This window comes from Pseudomonas sp. HT11 (genome assembly GCF_044875395.1).
Classification (GTDB): domain Bacteria; phylum Pseudomonadota; class Gammaproteobacteria; order Pseudomonadales; family Pseudomonadaceae; genus Aquipseudomonas.
Window position 1 is genome coordinate 4,987,802 of record NZ_CP173217.1, and the last position, 19,688, is coordinate 5,007,489.

Sequence of the window (19,688 nt, forward strand, 5' to 3'; positions counted from 1 at the left end):
CGAGTGTAGCGTTTATTAAAGACAGCGATAAAACCGTCAAGCTCATAACGTAATGGCATGACAGTTTATATAGTTTAGGTTTATTTAGAATTTAAATAGGCAGGCACTTTGCCAGCCCTCGGTTATTTGGCAGCCCGTCCCGAAAAAGTTTGCACATTCAGCAAAAGGGGCTAGCTTCAAAAGTCCGCCTGAACGCACTAAATAATTAACCACAACGCAGAGCCGCTCTGGGACGCGACTTTGCGAGGAACACTATCGCCCGGGGATCTTAACCCTAAGTCATTAATTCACAATGGAATGTGCCAATGAAGTGATCTGAGTCAGCTGTTTGATTAGCGCACGGAATTATTCTGTGGTCTCTCTTCTCCTGCATTGGAGTCATGCAATGTCTGAATCTCCCGGAAAACTTCGACTAGGCGCGCTGGTTGCGCTGGTCGTGGGCTCAATGATTGGCGGCGGGATCTTCTCACTGCCGCAAAACATGGCTGCCAGCGCCGATGTAGGTGCGGTGTTGATTGGTTGGGTAATTACCGCCATCGGCATGCTGACCCTCGCCTTCGTGTTCCAGACCCTGGCCAACCGCAAGCCCGACCTCGACGGCGGCGTATATGCCTACGCCAAGGCCGGTTTCGGCGATTACATGGGTTTCTCGTCGGCCTGGGGTTACTGGATCAGCGCGTGGCTGGGCAACGTCGGTTACTTCGTGTTGCTGTTCAGCACCCTCGGGTACTTCTTTCCGATCTTTGGCGAAGGCAACACCCCGGCCGCGGTGATTGGCGCGTCGGTGTTGCTGTGGGCCGTGCACTTTCTGGTGCTGCGCGGGATCAAGGAAGCGGCGTTTATCAACCTGGTGACCACCGTCGCCAAGGTCGTGCCGCTGGTGCTGTTTGTGTTGATCGCACTGTTCGCGTTCAAGCTGGACATTTTCACCGCTGACATCTGGGGCGTGAAAAACCCGGACCTGGGCAGTGTGATGAATCAGGTGCGCAACATGATGCTGGTCACCGTCTGGGTGTTCATCGGCATTGAGGGCGCGAGCATCTTCTCGTCGCGGGCGGAAAAACGCTCCGACGTCGGCAAGGCCACGGTGATTGGCTTTATCACCGTGCTGCTGTTCCTGATGCTGGTGAACGTACTGTCTTTGGGGATCATGACTCAGCCGGAACTGGCCAAGCTGCAGAACCCGTCGATGGCCGCCGTGCTTGAGCATGTGGTCGGTCACTGGGGCGCGGTGCTGATCAGTGTCGGCTTGATCATTTCGCTGCTGGGCGCCCTGCTGTCGTGGGTGCTGCTGTGTGCGGAGATCATGTTCGCCGCCGCCAAAGACCACACCATGCCGGCGTTTCTGCGCAAGGAAAACGCCAACCACGTGCCGGCCAACGCCCTGTGGCTGACCAATGCCATGGTGCAGATCTTCCTGGTGATCACGCTGTTCTCGGCCAGCACTTACCTCTCGCTGATCTACCTCGCCACCTCGATGATCCTGGTGCCTTACCTGTGGTCAGCGGCCTACGCGCTGCTGCTGGCGGTGCGCGGCGAGACCTACGAAAACGCCCTGCGCGAGCGCAAGAAAGACCTGTTCATCGGCGCCATCGCGCTGATCTACGCGGTCTGGCTGCTCTACGCCGGCGGCGTCAAATACCTGCTGCTGTCCGCCCTGCTCTATGCCCCTGGCGTGATTCTGTTCGCCAAGGCCAAGCATGAACTGGGCAAACCGATTTTCACCAACGTCGAGAAGCTGATTTTCGCCGCAGTCGTCGTGGGCGCCCTGGTGGCTGCCTACGGCCTCTACGACGGCTTCCTGACTCTGTAAGTGTTTTCTACTGGAGGATCTGTAATGACCACGGAAAAAGTGAAGTACGGCGTACATTCCGAAGCCGGCAAACTGCGTAAAGTCATGGTGTGCTCCCCAGGTTTGGCCCACCAGCGGCTGACCCCCAATAACTGCGATGAACTGCTGTTCGATGACGTGCTGTGGGTGGCCCAGGCCAAGCGCGACCACTTCGACTTCGTCACCAAGATGCGCGAGCGGGATATCGATGTGCTGGAAATGCACAACCTGCTGACCGACATCGTTGCCATCCCCGAAGCGCTGGACTGGATTCTGGAACGCAAGATCACCCCAAACACAGTGGGCCTGGGCCTGGTCGATGAAGTCAGTTCCTGGCTGCGCAGCCTTGAGCCGCGCAAAATCAGCGAGTACCTGATTGGTGGCGTGTCGGCCGATGACCTGCCGAGCAGCTTCGGTGGCAAGACCATCGAGATGTTCCGCGACTTCCTCGGCCACGCAAGCTTCATTCTGCCGCCGCTGCCCAACACCCAGTTCACCCGCGACACCACCTGCTGGATCTACGGCGGCGTGACGCTGAACCCGATGTACTGGCCAGCGCGACGCCAGGAAACCCTGCTGACCTCGGCCATCTACAAATTCCATCCCGAGTTCACCAACGCCGACTTTCAGATCTGGTACGGCGACCCCGACCAGGAGCATGGAGCCGCCACGCTGGAAGGTGGCGACGTCATGCCGATTGGCAATGGCGTGGTGTTGATCGGCATGGGTGAACGCTCGTCCCACCAGGCCATCGGCCAACTGGCGCGCAACCTGTTCAAAAACAAAGCCGTGGAACGCGTGATCGTTGCCGGCCTGCCCAAATCCCGAGCGGCGATGCACCTGGACACGGTGTTCAGCTTCTGCGACCGCGACCTGGTCACCGTCTTCCCGGAAGTGGTCAACCAGATCATCCCTTTCACCCTGCGCCCGGATGAAAGCAAGCCACACGGCATCGATATCCAGCGGGAGAAAACCAACTTCCTCGAAACCGTCGCCGCAGCCCTCAACCTCAAGGCGCTGCGTGTGGTCGAGACCGGCGGCAACAGCTTCGCCGCCGAGCGCGAGCAGTGGGACGACGGCAACAACGTGGTGGCCGTGGAGCCCGGCGTGGTGATCGGCTACGACCGCAACACCTACACCAACACCCTGCTGCGCAAGGCCGGTGTTGAGGTCATCACCATCAGCGCCGGTGAACTCGGTCGCGGCCGTGGCGGCGGCCACTGCATGACCTGCCCGATCATCCGCGACCCAATCGACTACTAACTTTCAAACCTTGGCCGCCGCTCATGAGGCGCCGGCCAAGGGGATAACCTAAACAGAAGGAGATCCACCATGGCTTTTAATATGCGCAATCGCAGCCTGCTCTCGCTGATGCACCACACCACCCGCGAGCTGCACTACCTGCTGGACCTGTCCCGCGACCTCAAGCGCGCCAAATACACCGGCACCGAGCGCCCACACCTGCAGGGCAAAAATATCGCGCTGATCTTCGAAAAAACCTCGACCCGCACCCGTTGCGCGTTCGAAGTGGCGGCTCACGACCAAGGCGCCCACGTCACCTACATCGACCCGGTGTCGTCGCAGATCGGCCACAAAGAAAGCATGAAAGACACCGCCCGCGTCCTGGGCCGCATGTTCGACGCCATCGAGTACCGTGGCTTTGAACAGGAAATCGTCGAAGAGCTGGCCAAGTTCGCCGGTGTGCCGGTGTTCAACGGCCTGACCGCCGAATTCCACCCGACCCAAATGATCGCCGACACCCTGACCATGCGCGAACACAGCGACAAGCCGCTGCATGACATCAGCTACGCCTACTTGGGGGATGCGCGTTACAACATGGGCAATTCGTTGCTGATGATCGGCGCCAAGCTGGGCATGGACGTGCGCATCGGCGCGCCGAAAGCCCTGTGGCCACACGAGGATTTCATCAAGCAGTGCCAGGCGTTTGCCGAAGAAAGCGGCGCGCGTATCACCATCACCGAAGACCCGAAAGAGGCGGTCAAAGGCGTGGACTTCATCCACACCGATATCTGGGTGTCGATGGGCGAGCCGGTGGAAGCGTGGGACGAGCGTATCGAGCAACTGCTGCCGTACCAGGTCAACGCCAAAATGATGAAGGCCTCGGGCAACCCGCGCGTGAAGTTCATGCACTGTCTGCCGGCGTTTCATAACAGCGAAACCAAGGTGGGCAAGGACATTGCCGCGCGCTACCCGAACCTGGCCAATGGCGTGGAAGTGACCGAAGAGGTGTTCGAGTCGCCGGCCAACATCGCCTTTGAGCAAGCGGAAAACCGCATGCACACCATCAAGGCGATTCTGGTGTCGGCGTTGGCGGATATCTAAATCTTGAGTGGGAACTCGATCAATGTGGGAGCTGGCTTGCCTGCGATGCGGACACCTCGGTTTCTCAGGAACATCAGGGTGATGCCATCGCGGGCAAGCCCGGCTCCCACATGAATTGCGCTTCGCTCAAAGACCCTGCTGAATTCTAGAAGGACATTCTTTATGCGCATCGTCGTAGCCCTGGGCGGCAACGCCCTGCTCCGCCGTGGTGAACCCATGACCGCGGACAACCAACGCGCCAACATCCGAATCGCCACCGAACAGATCGCCAAGATCCACCCTGGCAACGAGTTGGTGATCGCGCACGGCAATGGCCCGCAAGTCGGCCTGCTGTCGTTGCAGGCGGCGGCCTACACCAGCGTGTCGCCCTACCCACTGGACGTGCTGGGCGCCGAAACCGAAGGCATGATCGGCTACATCATCGAACAGGAATTGGGCAACCTGCTGGACTTCGAAGTGCCGTTCGCCACCTTGCTGACCCAGGTGGAAGTGGACGTCAACGACCCGGCCTTCAAAAACCCGACCAAACCCATCGGCCCGGTGTACGCCAAAGCCGAAGCCGAGAAACTCGCCGCCGAAAAAGGCTGGGCCATCGCCCCGGACGGCGATAAGTATCGTCGTGTGGTCGCCAGCCCGCGCCCCAAACGCATCTTTGAAATCCGCCCGATCAAGTGGCTGCTGGAAAAAAGCGCCATCGTGATCTGCGCCGGTGGCGGCGGCATCCCGACGATGTATGGCGAGGACGGCAAGCTGCGCGGCATTGAGGCGGTGATCGACAAAGACCTGTGTTCATCCCTGCTGGCCGCGCAACTGGACGCCGATTTGCTGGTGATCGCCACCGACGTCAACGCCGCCTTTATCGACTTCGGTAAGCCGACCCAGAAAGCCATCGGCCAAGCCCACCCCGACGACATGGAAAAACTCGGTTTCGCCGCCGGCTCCATGGGCCCCAAGGTACAAGCCGCCTGCGAGTTCGCCCGCCAGACTGGAAAAACCGCCGTCATCGGTTCACTCTCGGACATCGAAGCCATCGTCCAGGGCAGCGCCGGCACACGCATCAGCACGGCAACATCTGGCATCACCTACCTGTGAAGTAGAGGAGAAACGCCTATGGCCACCTTTGAACCCGGTCACCTGCACGTCGAACGTCACGCGCTCAACAAGGATGATTACAGCTACAACCTGTGCATCGACTACGAAGTCAGCCAGGACCCAAAGGAAGGCAAAGGAATGCTCTTCAAACTGCACGGCTCGGTGCAGGGCAAGGACCTCAAGGAGGAATTCTTTTTGCCCAAGGACCAGGCCTTTGATTTCGCCCGGCATGCGATGAACATCGCGCAGAAATATGGCATGCCGAAGATTGCGACGCTTAACGGCCAAATGCACAAGCAGTACGACTTGATGTTTGAGGATGTACGGCATCAGTTGGATGTGAAGGCGGGCGATCCGATCAAGCCCGAGCACCTGGAATAACCCCGCTCCCACAGCCAAAACAGATCAAGTGTGGGAGCTGGCTTGCCTGCGATAGCGGTGGATCAGTCGCTGCACGTATCGACTGACAGGTCGCCATCGCAGGCAAGCCAGCTCCCACATTTTGATCTCCATCCGCTCCAAGGCATACTTGCCGCCTCACGCTCCCCAGAATCGTTAACCGCCCCATGCGTATCCACGTCAGCTTCATCGACCGCGTCGGCATTACCCAGGAAGTCCTGGCCCTGCTCGGTGGGCGCAATCTCAACCTGGATGCGGTGGAGATGGTGCCGCCCAACGTCTACATCGACGCGCCGACGTTGAGCGCCGAGGTGCTCGAAGAACTGCGCGACGCGCTGTTCAGCGTGCACGGCGTACAGGCGGTCACGGTGGTGGACATCCTCCCCGGCCAACGCCGCCACCTGCAACTCGACGCCCTGCTGGCCGCCATGACCGACCCGGTGCTGGCGCTGGACAGTGCCGGCAAGATCCTGCTGGCCAACCCGGCGCTGATCGCCCTGTACGGCCGCGAGCCGGCGGGGGAAAGCATCAGCGAGCTGTTCAACGATGCGGCGCTGCTGGAGACCTTGCTGGAACACGGCTTTCGCCTGCCGCTGCGCGAAATCAGCGTCAACGGCCAGACCTTTTTGCTGGACGCCACGCCGATCACCGACGCCGGCGCCCTGCTGACGCTGTACCAGCCCAACCGCATCGGCGAACAACTGTCGGCGCTGCACCATGACCATGCCGAAGGTTTTGATGCGTTGTTGGGCGAATCACCGGTGATCCGCACCCTCAAGGCGCGTGCGCAGCGCGTCGCCGCACTCGATGCGCCGCTGTTGATCCAAGGCGAAACCGGCACCGGCAAAGAGCTGGTCGCGCGGGCCTGCCACGCCATCAGCGCGCGTCACAGTGCGCCGTTTTTGGCCTTGAACTGCGCGGCGCTGCCGGAAAACCTCGCCGAGAGTGAACTGTTCGGCTACGCCCCCGGCGCCTTTACCGGCGCGCAGCGCGGCGGTAAGCCGGGGCTGATGGAACTGGCCAACCAAGGCACGGTTTTTCTGGATGAAATCGGCGAGATGTCACCGTATTTGCAGGCCAAGCTGCTGCGTTTTCTCAACGACGGCAGCTTCCGGCGCGTTGGCGGCGACCGCGAAGTAAAGGTCAATGTGCGCATCCTCAGCGCTACCCACCGCGACTTGGAAAAGATGGTCAGCGAAGGCACCTTTCGTGAAGACCTGTTCTACCGCCTCAATGTGCTCAACGTCGAAGTGCCGCCGTTGCGCGAGCGCGGCCAGGACATCTTGCTGCTCGCCCGCTACTTCATGCAGCAGGCCTGCGCGCAGATCCAGCGCCCGGTGTGCCGCCTGGCGCCAGGCACCTATCCGGCGCTGTTGGGCAACCGCTGGCCGGGCAACGTGCGGCAGCTGCAAAACGTGATCTTCCGCGCCGCCGCGATTTGCGAAAGCAGTTTGGTGGACATCGGCGACCTGGACATCGCCGGCACCTCGGTGGCGCGCCAGAGCGACGGTGAAGTCGACAGCCTGGAACAGGCAGTGGAAGACTTTGAGCGCAGCCTGCTGGAAAAGCTCTACGCCAGTTACCCCTCGACCCGCCAACTGGCGAGCCGCCTGCAGACTTCGCACACGGCGATTGCCCATCGCCTGCGCAAGTACGGCATCCCAAACAAACCCTGACTGAATAAACGCGGTTCAAAGGTGGGAGCTGGCTTGCCTGCGACAGCGGTGGGTCAGCCAACGCGTTAGTGACTGATAGACCGCTATCGCAGGCAAGCCAGCTCCCACAGGGATTGCATGACTCGCCAAATCGGGTCTGAGAACGACATCCACTGTACTGAAAGCGCTACAGCGTAACGATATCGCTACAACCCTGTTTTTTGCGCGCCATGCAAGGCTTTGATCCACATAGGCTTTTTTTCACCGGCCCAGCTGTAGCGAAATCGCTACAGGCAAATCTTTCCACTTCCACGCTGATTTTATTAACCCGTTGATTTCTAACGAATTAATAACATTGGCCGCGATATTGCTAAGTAACTCCTCATTATTCCAATCCCGTCCACCAGACGAATCTGGCCCTGAGGAGTTTCCATGAGCGAGTTGCGTTTCACTGAAGATCACGAATGGCTGCGCGCCGAAGCCGATGGCAGCGTCACCGTGGGCATCACCGCTTTCGCGCAGAACGCGCTGGGTGATGTGGTTTTCGTGCAACTGCCGGAGTTGCAGGCCTACGCCAAGGGCGCAGAAGCCTCCACCGTTGAGTCGGTCAAGGCAGCGAGCGGCGTGTACATGCCGCTGGACGGCGAAGTCCTCGACGTAAACGACAAACTCAGCGACAGCCCGGAACTGGTCAACGAAGACCCGATGGGCGAAGGCTGGTTCTTCCGCTTCAAACCCGCCGATGCCGATGCAGTGGCTAAGCTGTTGGATCAGGATGCGTACGACCGCCTGATCAAAGCCAACGCCCAAGCCTGAGGAGCGCGCCATGACGATCAATCTCAGCACCGCCAACGAATTCATCGCCCGTCATATCGGCCCACGCCAGGAAGACGAGCAGCAAATGCTCGCAAAGCTGGGCTTTGACTCGCTCGAAGCCCTGAGCGCCAGCGTGATCCCGGAAAGCATCAAGGGCACCAGCGTGCTCGGCCTGGAAGACGGCTTGAGCGAAGCCCAGGCCCTGGCCAAGATCAAGGCCATCGCCAGCCAGAACCAACTGTTCAAGACCTACATCGGCCAGGGCTACTACAACTGCCACACGCCGTCGCCGATCCTGCGCAACTTGCTGGAAAACCCGGCCTGGTACACCGCCTACACGCCGTATCAGCCCGAGATTTCCCAAGGCCGTCTCGAAGCGCTGCTGAACTTCCAGACCCTGATCAGCGACCTCACCGGCCTGCCGATCGCCAACGCGTCCTTGCTCGACGAAGCCACCGCCGCCGCCGAAGCCATGACCTTCTGCAAGCGCCTGAGCAAGAACAAAAGCAGCAACGCCTTCTTCGCCTCGATCCACAGCCACCCGCAAACCCTCGACGTGCTGCGCACCCGTGCCGAGCCGCTGGGCATCGACGTGGTGGTGGGCGACGAGCGTGAACTGACCGACGTCAGCGCATTCTTCGGCGCCCTGCTGCAATACCCGGCCAGCAACGGTGACGTGTTTGATTACCGCGAACTGACCGAGCGTTTCCACGCCGCCAATGCGTTGGTCGCGGTCGCCGCCGACCTGCTGGCCCTGACCTTGCTGACGCCTCCGGGCGAGTTCGGCGCCGACGTGGCCATCGGCAGCGCACAACGCTTCGGCGTGCCGCTGGGCTTTGGTGGCCCGCACGCGGCGTATTTCTCCACCAAGGACGCGTTCAAGCGCGACATGCCGGGCCGTCTGGTCGGTGTGTCCGTCGACCGTTTCGGCAAGCCGGCCCTGCGCCTGGCTATGCAGACCCGCGAGCAACATATCCGCCGCGAGAAGGCCACCAGCAACATCTGTACCGCCCAAGTGCTGCTGGCCAACATCGCCAGCATGTACGCCGTGTACCACGGCCCCAAAGGACTGACCCAGATCGCCAACCGCATTCATCACCTGACCGCGATCCTGGCCAAAGGCCTGAGCGCGCTGGGCCTGAAGGTTGAGCAAACACACTTCTTCGACACCCTGACCCTGAACACCGGCGCCAACACCGCGGCCCTGCACGACAAGGCGCGCGCCCAGCGCATCAACCTGCGTGTGGTGGATGCTGAGCGTCTGGGCCTGTCGGTCGACGAAACCACCACCCAGGCGGATATCGAAGCCTTGTGGTCGATCTTCGCCGACAGCAAAGCCCTGCCGGAATTCGACGCCAACGTCCAAGGCACCCTGCCGGCCGCGCTGCTGCGCCAATCGCCGATCCTCAGCCACCCGGTGTTCAACCGCTACCACTCCGAAACCGAGCTGATGCGCTACCTGCGCAAGCTGGCCGACAAGGACCTGGCGCTGGACCGCACCATGATCCCGCTGGGCTCGTGCACCATGAAGCTCAACGCCGCCAGCGAAATGATCCCGGTGACCTGGGCCGAGTTCGGTGCCCTGCACCCATTCGCCCCGGCCGAGCAAAGCGCTGGCTACCTGCAGCTGACGTCCGAGCTGGAAGCCATGCTCTGCGCGGCCACCGGTTACGATGCCATCTCGCTGCAGCCGAACGCCGGTTCCCAAGGTGAATACGCTGGCCTCTTGGCCATTCGTGCCTATCACCAGAGCCGTGGCGAAGAGCGCCGCGACATCTGCCTGATCCCTTCGTCGGCCCACGGCACCAACCCCGCGACCGCCAACATGGCCGGTATGCGCGTGGTCGTGACCGCCTGCGATGCACGCGGCAACGTCGACATCGAAGACCTGCGCGCCAAGGCCATCGAGCACCGCGAGCACCTCGCGGCGCTGATGATCACCTACCCGTCCACCCACGGCGTGTTCGAAGAAGGCATCCGCGAAATCTGCGGCATCATTCACGACAACGGCGGCCAAGTGTACATCGACGGCGCCAACATGAACGCGATGGTGGGCCTGTGCGCACCGGGCAAGTTCGGTGGCGACGTGTCTCACCTGAACCTGCACAAAACCTTCTGCATCCCGCACGGCGGTGGCGGCCCGGGCGTTGGCCCGATTGGCGTCAAATCGCACCTCACGCCATTCCTGCCTGGCCACGCGGCCATGGAACGCAAGGAAGGCGCGGTGTGCGCGGCGCCGTTCGGCAGCGCGAGCATCCTGCCGATCACCTGGATGTACATCAGCATGATGGGCGGCGCGGGCCTCAAGCGTGCGTCCCAGCTGGCGATCCTGAATGCCAACTACATTTCCCGTCGCCTCGAAGAGCACTACCCGGTGCTCTACACCGGCAGCAATGGCCTGGTGGCACACGAGTGCATCCTGGACCTGCGCCCATTGAAAGACAGCAGCGGCATCAGCGTGGACGACGTGGCCAAGCGCCTGATCGATTTTGGTTTCCATGCGCCGACCATGTCGTTCCCGGTGGCCGGCACCTTGATGATCGAGCCGACCGAAAGTGAATCCAAGGAAGAACTGGACCGCTTCTGTGACGCGATGATTGCCATCCGCGAAGAAATCCGCGCGGTGGAAAACGGCACGCTGGACAAGGACGACAACCCGTTGAAAAACGCGCCGCACACGGCCGCTGAAATCGTCGGCGAATGGACCCACCCGTACAGCCGTGAACAGGCGGTGTACCCGGTTGCGTCGTTGATTGAAGGCAAGTACTGGCCGCCGGTTGGCCGGGTCGACAACGTGTTTGGCGACCGCAATCTGGTGTGTGCGTGCCCGTCGATTGAGAGCTACGCGTAACCCTGACTGACGGAACAGGGTCAAGTGTGGGAGCTGGCTTGCCTGCGATGGCATCACCTGGGTCTACCTGATAGACCCAGGTGTCTGCATCGCAGGCAAGCCAGCTCCCACATGGATCTCTTCCACAGTCAGGCCGAGTACACCCAGAAAATAATAAGAAACCGGAGAACAACCATGTCCCTTAGCGTGTTCGACCTGTTCAAGATTGGCATCGGCCCCTCCAGTTCCCACACCGTTGGCCCGATGCGCGCCGCCGCCCGCTTTGTCGAAGGCCTCAAGCGCGACAACCTGTTGAGCGCCACCACCGGCATCAAGGTGGAACTCTATGGCTCCCTCGGCGCCACCGGCAAAGGCCATGGCAGCGACAAGGCCGTGTTGCTGGGCCTGGAAGGCGAACACCCGGACACCGTGAACACTGAAACCGTGGCTGCACGCCTGGCGCAGATGCGCAGCGACGGCCGCTTGAACCTGCTCGGCGAACACAGCATTGCGTTCAACGAGAAAGAACACCTGGCGATGATTCGCAAACCGCTGGCCTACCATCCCAACGGCATGATTTTCCGTGCCTTCGACGCCGCCGGCATCCAGATCCGCAGCCGCGAGTACTACTCGGTCGGTGGCGGGTTTGTGGTGGACGAAGACGCGGCCGGCGCCGACCGGATTGTCGAAGACACCACGCCGCTGACCTTCCCTTTCAAGCATGCCAAGGACTTGCTTGGGCATTGCGCCACCTATGGGCTGTCGATCAGCCAGGTGATGCTGACCAATGAAAGTGCCTGGCGCCCTGAAGCGGAAACCCGCGCTGGCTTGCTGAACATCTGGCAGGTCATGCAGGACTGTGTGGATGCCGGTTGTCGCAATGAAGGCATCTTGCCCGGCGGTTTGAAGGTCAAGCGCCGCGCGGCCGCGTTGCATCGCCAGCTGTGCAAGAACCCCGAGTCGGCGCTGCGCGACCCGTTGTCGGTGCTCGACTGGGTCAACCTGTACGCGCTGGCGGTCAACGAAGAAAACGCCAACGGCGGCCGCGTGGTCACGGCGCCCACCAACGGCGCGGCCGGGATTGTGCCGGCGGTTTTGCATTACTACATGCGCTTTATCCCCGGCGCCAATGAAGACGGCGTGGTGCGCTTTTTGCTCACCGCCGCCGCCATCGGGATTTTGTACAAGGAAAACGCCTCGATCTCGGGCGCCGAAGTCGGCTGCCAGGGCGAGGTCGGCGTGGCCTGTTCGATGGCAGCCGGCGCACTGTGTGAAGTGCTGGGCGGCAGCGTGTCCCAAGTGGAGAACGCCGCCGAGATCGGCATGGAACACAACCTCGGCCTGACTTGCGACCCGATTGGCGGGTTGGTGCAGGTGCCGTGCATCGAGCGCAATGCGATGGGCTCGGTCAAGGCGATCAATGCGGTGCGCATGGCCTTGCGCGGTGACGGGCAGCATTTCGTCTCGCTGGATAAAGTCATCCGCACCATGCGCCAGACCGGCGCCGACATGAAAAGCAAATACAAGGAAACCGCCCGTGGCGGTTTGGCGGTCAACATTATCGAGTGCTGACGCCTAACAGCGCGTCCGCACGTTTTTCAGGAGCTGAATATGTCCACCCAAACCCTGTTGAAAACTCCACTGCATGCGCTGCACCTTGAGCTGGGCGCGCGCATGGTGCCCTTCGCCGGCTACGACATGCCGGTGCAATACCCATTGGGCGTGATGAAAGAACACCTGCACACCCGTGAACAGGCCGGGTTGTTTGACGTGTCGCACATGGGCCAGATTCGCCTGACCGGCGCGAATGCCGCCAAGGCCCTGGAAACCCTGGTGCCGGTCGACATCATCGACCTGCCGGTGGGCATGCAGCGTTACGCGATGTTCACCAACGATCAAGGCGGCATTCTCGACGACCTGATGGTGGCCAACCTGGGTAACGACGAACTGTTCCTGGTGGTCAACGCCGCCTGCAAGGACCAGGACCTGGCGCACCTGCGCACACACATTGGCGAGCAGTGCACGATCGAGCCGCTGTTTGAAGAACGCGCCCTGCTGGCCCTGCAAGGCCCGGCGGCGGTGAAGGTACTGGCGCGCCTGGCGCCGGAAGTGACCAAGATGACGTTCATGCAGTTCGCTACCCTGCGCCTGCTGGGCGTGGACTGCTATGTCAGCCGCTCCGGCTACACCGGCGAAGACGGGTTTGAAATCTCCGTGCCCGCCGCCAACGCCGAGAGCCTGGCGCGCAGCCTGCTGGCCGAGGCCGAAGTGCAGGCCATCGGCCTGGGCGCCCGTGACTCGCTGCGCCTGGAAGCCGGCCTGTGCCTCTACGGCCACGACATGAACACCGACACCACGCCGATTGAGGCCAGCCTGTTGTGGGCCATCTCCAAGGCTCGCCGTGCCGATGGCGCGCGTGCCGGTGGCTTCCCCGGCGCCGACCGGATTTTCACCCAGCAACAAGCCGGTGTGAGCCGCAAGCGTGTCGGCCTGCTGCCACAGGAACGTACCCCGGTGCGTGAAGGTGCAGAGATCGTCGATGCGCAGGGCACCGTGATCGGCAGCGTGTGCAGCGGCGGCTTTGGCCCTACGTTGGGTGGCCCGCTTGCCATGGGTTACCTGGACAGCGCATTCATCGCACTGGACACCGAAGTGTCTGCGTTGGTACGTGGGAAAAAGGTGCCATTACGTGTAAGTAAAATGCCATTTGTGCCACAACGTTACTTCCGTGGCTGATTGACTGTTCCTATAAGTAACGCGGGTGCGTTAACGTGCACTAAACTGTAACGCAACCGCCATAAAACAGTGCACTGACGATAGTCAATGTAATAGCTAACAACCTATAACAAGTGATCAACTCTATCGAATAAGTGGGATCGACATTAATCATCAAACAGTCATGAAGCCGAGCAAACGCTGGGCTTTTGGCGGGGCTTGTTTTTTCTCTATTAGTTGGCGTAGAGTTTGCCCACTGTGTTTGCATGGGTCGCTTTGAACCTGGACCTGGGCAGTAGCCAAAGTTTGCTACAACCCGTTCGACGTCTCTTACTTTCCTGCAACTCAGCCCAGTACTCTTTCATGTGAAAGGGGCTGTCATTAATTTTTTGCGTCAAGGAAATAAGAAAATGGCTGATCGTCAGAGCGGTACCGTCAAGTGGTTTAACGACGAGAAAGGGTTTGGTTTTATCACTCCAGAAAGCGGTCCGGATCTGTTCGTGCACTTCCGCGCTATTCAGGGCAACGGCTTCAAGAGCCTCAAAGAAGGCCAGAAAGTGACGTTCATCGCCGTGCAAGGCCAGAAAGGCATGCAGGCTGACGAAGTACAAGCAGAAGGCTGATCCTTGCTGCGACAAAAAGCCCCTGATGGTGACATCAGGGGCTTTTTTATGTGCGTTTGCTCGTAAAATGGCTTTTTTCTCTAGAGAGACTGCCATGTCCAAACCCCTGCTGAGCCCCCAAGGCGAGTTTCCCGCCGTTGGCCTGGGCCGTCGCCTGGCAGCGATGTTTTATGACTTTCTCCTGTGCACTGCCTTGCTGATCGTCACAGCGTTCATCTACAAGCTGGTGTGGATGGCCTTTATCGGCGAGGCGAAGATGCGCGCGCTCACCGAGTCTGGCGCACTGGACGGTGACCCGTTGCTGTCGACGATTCTGTTCTTTGTGTTATTTGGTTTTTTCGCCAAGTTCTGGACCTATTCCGGCCAGACCCTGGGCATGCAGGTGTGGGGCGTGCGCGTGCAGAACGCCGACGGCTCGCGGATCAGCCTGTGGCAGGCGCTGTTGCGGTTTGTGGTGTCGATTGCGTCGTGGTTGTGCGTAGGGCTGGGGTTTATCTGGTCGCTGTTTGATAAGCAAAAACGCAGCTGGCATGACATCTATTCGGATACGCAGCTGGTGCGTGTCCCGAAGCAGAAGAAGTAATTCCAAACGACACAAAACAACTGTGGGAGCTGGCTTGCCTGCGATGCAGGCACCTCGGTCTATCAGTCAGACCAGGGTGATGCTATCGCAGGCAAGCCAGCTCCCACATTTTTAACCGTGTTTACAATTAAATTAAGCGTTGCCGGCAAGCTTGAGGCGCGCCGCCTGGGTGAAGTCGAGCATGCGCTTGAGCGGCCGCACCGCCTGCGGAATCACCGACGGCTCGACGAAGATCTCGTTGCTGCCCTCACGCAGGCACTGCAGCGTGCGTTCCAGTGTATTCATCGCCATCCACGGGCAATGCGCGCAACTGCGGCAGGCCGCGCCGTTGCCGGCAGTCGGTGCCTCGATGAAGACCTTGTCCGGGCACAGCTGCTGCATCTTGTAGAAAATGCCGCGGTCGGTGGCGACGATAAACGTCTTGTTCGGCAGGCGCTGGGCCGCTGCGATCAATTGGCTGGTGGAACCCACGGCGTCCGCCAGTTCGATCACCGACGTCGGCGACTCCGGATGCACCAGAATCGCAGCGTCCGGGTACAGCGCCTTCATGTCCTCGAGCTGCTTGGACTTGAACTCCTCATGGACGATGCACGCGCCATCCCACAGCAACATGTCGGCGCCGGTCTGGCGCTGAATGTAGGTGCCCAGGTGCTTGTCCGGCCCCCAGATAATCGTCTCGCCGTTGTCCATCAGGCTTTCGACGATTTCCAGTGCGCAGCTTGAGGTAACGACCCAATCGGCCCGCGCCTTGACCGCCGCCGACGTGTTGGCATACACCACCACCGTGCGCTCGGGATGCTGATCGCAGAACGCCGAAAACTCCTCCACCGGGCAGCCAAGGTCCAGGGAGCAGGTGGCTTCCAGGGTGGGCATGAGGATGCGTTTTTCGGGTGTAAGGATTTTGGCGGTCTCGCCCATGAAACGCACACCGGCGACCAGTACGGTCTTGGCCGGGTGGGCTGCGCCGAAGCGGGCCATTTCCAGGGAGTCGGAGACACAGCCGCCGGTTTCTTCGGCCAGGGCCTGAATCACCGGGTCGCAGTAGAAGTGGGCGACCAGCACCGCGTCCTGAGCCTTGAGCTCGGCGGCGATGGCGGCACGCAGGCTTGCCTCTTCTTCGGCGCTGAGCGCCTTGGGCTGCTTGGCGTCGAGGTGAGCTTGAACCAGTAGGCGTTCGGAAATTTGCGTCATGTTCGCAAGACCTGCAGGCGCAGTTGCGCGAAAGTCGAGTGTACCACCGGCTCTGGAGCCTTTCGGGCGCCGCCGGACGAAGTGATTGTGTTCATCAAGCACGGGTGAAGCTGCGCAAGGCTACAGAATATCGAATCGATTCAAAAGCCTAATCTGGCCTGCGCAGGCGCGCTGGTCGGGCAAAAAAACGGGAAGGCTCATGACTGGGCCTTCCCGCTTTGACCACGCCGAACGTCAGCGCATCAGCACATCCGGATCGTTCTGCAACAGGATCGAGTCATGCATGTTGGCCAAGGCATCCTTCAAGGGTGACTGCTCAAAGGCATCCTTGTACTTTTTGCTCGCCTGGGCGGCGTGCTCAAGCAGCGCCAGGTAGTCGCGCCTGGTTGAGGCTTCCTTCGGCACCACGCTGTCTTGCACCCGGTTGCCCATCACGTATTTCTGCGTGTGGGTGTTCTGGGAAGCCGATTGGGTAACGGACGCATTCGTCAGTCGGCCGTCTTTATAGGCGAAGGTTGCGGTGCTGCTGGCCTTGTCCTGCACTTGCACATACAGGTAATTCTGCGATTCGCGAGAGCCGTCAAAAACCGGCGGTTTGCCACCGTCGAGGCCTTTATGGAAGCTGGCCGACAGCAGCGATTGCTGGTTCTGGGTGACGCTGCGGTCGCCCGTGCTGCGGCCATTGACCTGGGTATTCTGCGACACGCTGTAGGAAAAGCCCTCAACTTCCGACCGACGCATCGAATTGGGCGCGCCCGCCGCCTGTTTGATCGAGGCCTTGAAGTCAGCCAGGCCCGTCAGCAAGCCTTTGTCGGTCGGGTTATGAGTCAGCGGGTTCGCAGCGCCAGCCCCGGGCGGATAGTTGCTGTTCATGGCGCTGAACGCGTCCTTGAACATGGCCATCAGGTCCGCGTTGGCACTGCCGCGCCGCTCGACGCGGTCGAACTGCGCTAGGTAGGTTTGCAGCGCCTTGGCCTGCTGCTTGGCATTGCCGAGGATCGCCGCGTTTCTCAGGTCCACCGTGAGGTCAATCTGACCCGCCGGGCCACTCATGCGCGTGGTACGGCTCTCGCTGTCGGCATGAAAGGCCAGGGTAATGTCCTCATCGTTCGAGGCCTTCACTTTGGCATTGAGGTCCACCGACGACAGCAGCTTGGCGTCGAACTGAGTCAGCCTGCTCAAGTCGAGTTTCGGCGGCACGGCGGTCAGCCCGTCGACCGAGGCCTGGAATGCGCTGCCCAACTGGCCGACGGCCTTGAGTTCATCGGCGGTCAACTCCCCGCCTTCTACAGTGGCCTGTACGCCCAGGCCATCTTTCTGGCTGGACAGGCTGAACGTCACCGTCTTGCCGCTGGCAGTCTTGATGCTGAGGCTGACTTGGTTGTCGGCCTTGCTGTGCAGCAGCGTCTGGTCCGCCTTGATTGCATCGGTGTCGCCGGCGCGGTCAGCGGTGGTGTTGAGCAGCGACTGGGAAATAGCGGCACCGCCACCTTTGGTGAATTGGTCCACCAACGCAGCGCCCAGCCCACTGTAGCGGCTGGCCGTAGTGACCGAGTGGAAGTTGGCGTTGATGACCCAGGTGATCGAATCATCGCTGTTGTTTTCCCAGGTCCGCACGCTTTCCTGGCCGGGCAACAAACCGTTTCGAGAGTAAGTATCGACGACATCGGCTGCCGGATTGCCAAGGCTGACCACTGAAGAAGGCCGCGTCGGTGAGACATCGAGGGTGTTCGCCGAGGTGGCCGGCGGCGTGCTGGTCGCAGCCCGAACAATGAGGGGATTGGTCGCTATAACAGGCGTTAGCGTGGTCATGACAGTCCGTGTCTTAAAAGCTGAGTAGCGTTCAATCTAACCAAGACGCGCCGGGATTAATAGCACTGATACCTAAATGGAAGGCAAAGAGCCATGCCAAAAAACTGGCTCTTTGCGGTATGGCGCACGTCAGAAGCGGTAAGTCACCGAGCCCCCGAAACCATTGGCGCTGTTTTCATATTTGGCGTCGTAGGTCAGCGCCAACTGAGGGTTGTTGTCGCGAATCTTGATCGGCTCTTCCTTCAGGTAGGAATAGGCCACGTCAAAGGTCAGGTTATCCACCGGCGTCCAGCCGGCACCCAGGCTGAACACGGTACGGTCGCCCGTAGGAATCCGTACGGAACGGTCGGTGTTGTTGGTCGGCGTCTGGTCCACCGAGAAGCCGGTGCGCAGCACCAGTTGTTTGTTGAGCTGATACGACAGGCCGATTGCATGGGACCACGTGTCGTGCCAGTGCTCCTGCTCGGTGATGGAACCCAGGCCAGCCAGCTCAGCCGTCAGTTCGGACACGCCGGAATTGTTCACCGTGATCTTCTTCAACTGGCTCCAGCGGGTATAGGTGCTGCCCACGTAAAGGGTCAAGGCATCGGTCAGCTGGTGAGTAACGGAAAGGTCCACGGAAGACGGCGTGGTGACATTCAGCTTGGCGTCGTACTTCTGTGCCCCGCCGTCCAACAGGTCGGAGAGCACGCCCGAGGCGTCGGTATGACCACTCAAGTGATACACCACTTGCGAATGGTAGGTGAGGCCGACGCGGGTACTGTCCAGCGCCTGCACCAGGATACCGGCGTTAAAGCCCATCGCGGTGTCGTCGCCCTTGATCTTGGCCGTTTCCGTACCCAGCCCGAACGCCGGTACCTTGGAGTCAAGCTCGCCGCTGATTTTGTTGAAGGTCGGGCCGAAACCTACCGACACTTTGTCGTTGAACGCGTAGCTGACGGTCGGCTGCACGGTGAGGACTTCAATCTTGCTCTTACTCCCAAAACCATTGCCCTGGAAGCTGTGCTCATAGTCGGTCACCAAGCCAAACGGTGCGTAGATGCCCAGGCCAAACGCCCAGTGTTCATCGATCGGCGTAACCAGGTAACCCATCGGCACGGCAATGCCGGGGACCATGTCGCCCTTGTTGGTGCCAGGGTTATCGACGCCGCCCTGGCTGGAGCTGGCGTCCTTGATATTGGTTTTGGCATCCAGGTAGGTCGCCCCGATGCTGACTTCATTGTGCTTGAGGCGCGACATGCCGGCCGGGTTGCCGAACACCGTGCTGGCGTCGTCGGCCGAGGAAGAACGCCCGGCGTAGCCTGTGCCCATTGAACTGATGCTTTGTTCATTGAGGGCGAAGCCACCGGCGAGCAGCTGTGTAGAGGCAAGCGAAACGCAAAGCGCCAAAGCGCTTTTAAGAGTTTTGTTATTCATTATTAGGACTCGAATTATTGGTCAGCGCCGGGAAAACTACCAACGTTCGAGCCGAGGGTTTATGAAGAGTTTTTCATGCACACGATTGTCGGACAATTCTAGAGTTTTCAAAGACTTTGCCCGTTTTTCGGCGTCTTTTTATGACCTTTTAACCTGATCGTGACCGCCTGGTTTTAACTGCCCGTAACGCCAGGGCAGCCCGCTCTCGTAAGCTCAACCCAATCCAACGTGCGCGCTGGTTGCCTGCGATTGCATCGAGTGTGTCTGGCCAACGTGTCGCGAGTATCCACCGCCTAAACGTCAACACCAATGCTTTGCCAGAGCAAAGTCAGCACCGTACGGGAGGAAGTCGCTGGTGAGATAGGTATCGTAATGACATGAT

At 60.3% G+C, this 19,688-nt stretch carries 15 protein-coding genes; 12 read left to right on the top strand and 3 right to left on the bottom strand.

The features are described from left to right. Nucleotides 1-385 precede the first annotated feature (385 nt). The 12 genes from arcD to ABWL43_RS23150 all read left to right on the top strand — a co-directional run bounded on the left by arcD (nucleotide 386) and on the right by ABWL43_RS23150 (nucleotide 14,887). Nucleotides 386-1,813 (top strand): arginine-ornithine antiporter, encoded by a 1,428-nt coding sequence (arcD, locus tag ABWL43_RS23095; RefSeq protein WP_262209749.1) that lies wholly within the window; start codon nucleotides 386-388, stop codon nucleotides 1,811-1,813. Between the two features lie 24 nt (nucleotides 1,814-1,837). After that, nucleotides 1,838-3,094, top strand: coding sequence for an arginine deiminase (gene arcA / locus ABWL43_RS23100; protein ID WP_145165326.1), 1,257 nt, complete (start codon nucleotides 1,838-1,840; stop codon nucleotides 3,092-3,094). 69 nt (nucleotides 3,095-3,163) lie between these two features. Further along, nucleotides 3,164-4,174, top strand: a complete 1,011-nt coding sequence (locus ABWL43_RS23105) for an ornithine carbamoyltransferase (RefSeq protein ID WP_027605559.1) — start codon at nucleotides 3,164-3,166, stop codon at nucleotides 4,172-4,174. A 162-nt stretch (nucleotides 4,175-4,336) separates the two neighbouring features. After that, on the top strand, nucleotides 4,337-5,266 hold the full coding sequence (gene arcC, locus ABWL43_RS23110; protein WP_404484600.1) for a carbamate kinase: 930 nt from the start codon (nucleotides 4,337-4,339) through the stop codon (nucleotides 5,264-5,266). 18 nt (nucleotides 5,267-5,284) lie between these two features. Beyond that, nucleotides 5,285-5,647, top strand: coding sequence for a DUF5064 family protein (locus ABWL43_RS23115; RefSeq protein ID WP_145165330.1), 363 nt, complete (start codon nucleotides 5,285-5,287; stop codon nucleotides 5,645-5,647). Nucleotides 5,648-5,832: 185 nt separating this feature from the next. After that, entirely contained in the window at nucleotides 5,833-7,341 is a 1,509-nt protein-coding gene (locus ABWL43_RS23120; protein WP_106578402.1) for a sigma-54-dependent transcriptional regulator, read from the top strand. A gap of 411 nt (nucleotides 7,342-7,752) precedes the next feature. Next, on the top strand, nucleotides 7,753-8,136 hold the full coding sequence (gene gcvH, locus ABWL43_RS23125; protein ID WP_145165334.1) for a glycine cleavage system protein GcvH: 384 nt from the start codon (nucleotides 7,753-7,755) through the stop codon (nucleotides 8,134-8,136). 10 nt (nucleotides 8,137-8,146) lie between these two features. Next, a complete protein-coding gene (gene gcvP / locus ABWL43_RS23130) occupies nucleotides 8,147-10,987 on the top strand; it encodes an aminomethyl-transferring glycine dehydrogenase (RefSeq protein ID WP_262209752.1) in 2,841 nt (946 codons plus the stop codon). Between the two features lie 174 nt (nucleotides 10,988-11,161). Further along, on the top strand, nucleotides 11,162-12,538 hold the full coding sequence (locus ABWL43_RS23135; protein ID WP_106578399.1) for an L-serine ammonia-lyase: 1,377 nt from the start codon (nucleotides 11,162-11,164) through the stop codon (nucleotides 12,536-12,538). Between the two features lie 39 nt (nucleotides 12,539-12,577). Beyond that, on the top strand, nucleotides 12,578-13,702 hold the full coding sequence (gene gcvT / locus ABWL43_RS23140) for a glycine cleavage system aminomethyltransferase GcvT (protein WP_404484604.1): 1,125 nt from the start codon (nucleotides 12,578-12,580) through the stop codon (nucleotides 13,700-13,702). A 389-nt stretch (nucleotides 13,703-14,091) separates the two neighbouring features. After that, nucleotides 14,092-14,304, top strand: a complete 213-nt coding sequence (locus ABWL43_RS23145) for a cold-shock protein (protein ID WP_003220045.1) — start codon at nucleotides 14,092-14,094, stop codon at nucleotides 14,302-14,304. A 94-nt stretch (nucleotides 14,305-14,398) separates the two neighbouring features. After that, nucleotides 14,399-14,887 carry an RDD family protein gene (locus tag ABWL43_RS23150; RefSeq protein ID WP_145165341.1) on the top strand — a complete coding sequence of 163 codons (489 nt, stop codon included), beginning with the start codon at nucleotides 14,399-14,401 and terminating at the stop codon, nucleotides 14,885-14,887. A 132-nt stretch (nucleotides 14,888-15,019) separates the two neighbouring features. On the opposite strand, the gene nadA is transcribed toward ABWL43_RS23150, so the two are convergent. The 3 genes from nadA to ABWL43_RS23165 form a co-directional block, all read right to left on the bottom strand. Continuing rightward, complete coding sequence (nadA, locus tag ABWL43_RS23155) at nucleotides 15,020-16,078, bottom strand: quinolinate synthase NadA (protein ID WP_145165343.1); 1,059 nt, start codon at nucleotides 16,076-16,078, stop codon at nucleotides 15,020-15,022. Nucleotides 16,079-16,312: 234 nt separating this feature from the next. Then, nucleotides 16,313-17,890: a lactate dehydrogenase gene (locus tag ABWL43_RS23160; RefSeq protein ID WP_404484607.1), complete on the bottom strand. Its 1,578-nt coding sequence runs from the start codon at nucleotides 17,888-17,890 to the stop codon at nucleotides 16,313-16,315. 129 nt (nucleotides 17,891-18,019) lie between these two features. Beyond that, nucleotides 18,020-19,306, bottom strand: a complete 1,287-nt coding sequence (locus ABWL43_RS23165; protein ID WP_145165345.1) for an OmpP1/FadL family transporter — start codon at nucleotides 19,304-19,306, stop codon at nucleotides 18,020-18,022. Nucleotides 19,307-19,688: the final 382 nt, after the last annotated feature.

Bases quoted from the DNA above. Each gene is read 5' to 3' on its own strand.
- arcD (WP_262209749.1), top strand. From the start codon at position 386: ATGTCTGAATCTCCCGGAAAACTTCGACTAGGCGCGCTGGTTGCGCTG.
- arcA (WP_145165326.1), top strand. From the start codon at position 1,838: ATGACCACGGAAAAAGTGAAGTACGGCGTACATTCCGAAGCCGGCAAA.
- ABWL43_RS23105 (WP_027605559.1), top strand. From the start codon at position 3,164: ATGGCTTTTAATATGCGCAATCGCAGCCTGCTCTCGCTGATGCACCAC.
- arcC (WP_404484600.1), top strand. From the start codon at position 4,337: ATGCGCATCGTCGTAGCCCTGGGCGGCAACGCCCTGCTCCGCCGTGGT.
- ABWL43_RS23115 (WP_145165330.1), top strand. From the start codon at position 5,285: ATGGCCACCTTTGAACCCGGTCACCTGCACGTCGAACGTCACGCGCTC.
- ABWL43_RS23120 (WP_106578402.1), top strand. From the start codon at position 5,833: ATGCGTATCCACGTCAGCTTCATCGACCGCGTCGGCATTACCCAGGAA.
- gcvH (WP_145165334.1), top strand. From the start codon at position 7,753: ATGAGCGAGTTGCGTTTCACTGAAGATCACGAATGGCTGCGCGCCGAA.
- gcvP (WP_262209752.1), top strand. From the start codon at position 8,147: ATGACGATCAATCTCAGCACCGCCAACGAATTCATCGCCCGTCATATC.
- ABWL43_RS23135 (WP_106578399.1), top strand. From the start codon at position 11,162: ATGTCCCTTAGCGTGTTCGACCTGTTCAAGATTGGCATCGGCCCCTCC.
- gcvT (WP_404484604.1), top strand. From the start codon at position 12,578: ATGTCCACCCAAACCCTGTTGAAAACTCCACTGCATGCGCTGCACCTT.
- ABWL43_RS23145 (WP_003220045.1), top strand. From the start codon at position 14,092: ATGGCTGATCGTCAGAGCGGTACCGTCAAGTGGTTTAACGACGAGAAA.
- ABWL43_RS23150 (WP_145165341.1), top strand. From the start codon at position 14,399: ATGTCCAAACCCCTGCTGAGCCCCCAAGGCGAGTTTCCCGCCGTTGGC.
- nadA (WP_145165343.1), bottom strand. From the start codon at position 16,078: ATGACGCAAATTTCCGAACGCCTACTGGTTCAAGCTCACCTCGACGCC.
- ABWL43_RS23160 (WP_404484607.1), bottom strand. From the start codon at position 17,890: ATGACCACGCTAACGCCTGTTATAGCGACCAATCCCCTCATTGTTCGG.
- ABWL43_RS23165 (WP_145165345.1), bottom strand. From the start codon at position 19,306: ATGAATAACAAAACTCTTAAAAGCGCTTTGGCGCTTTGCGTTTCGCTT.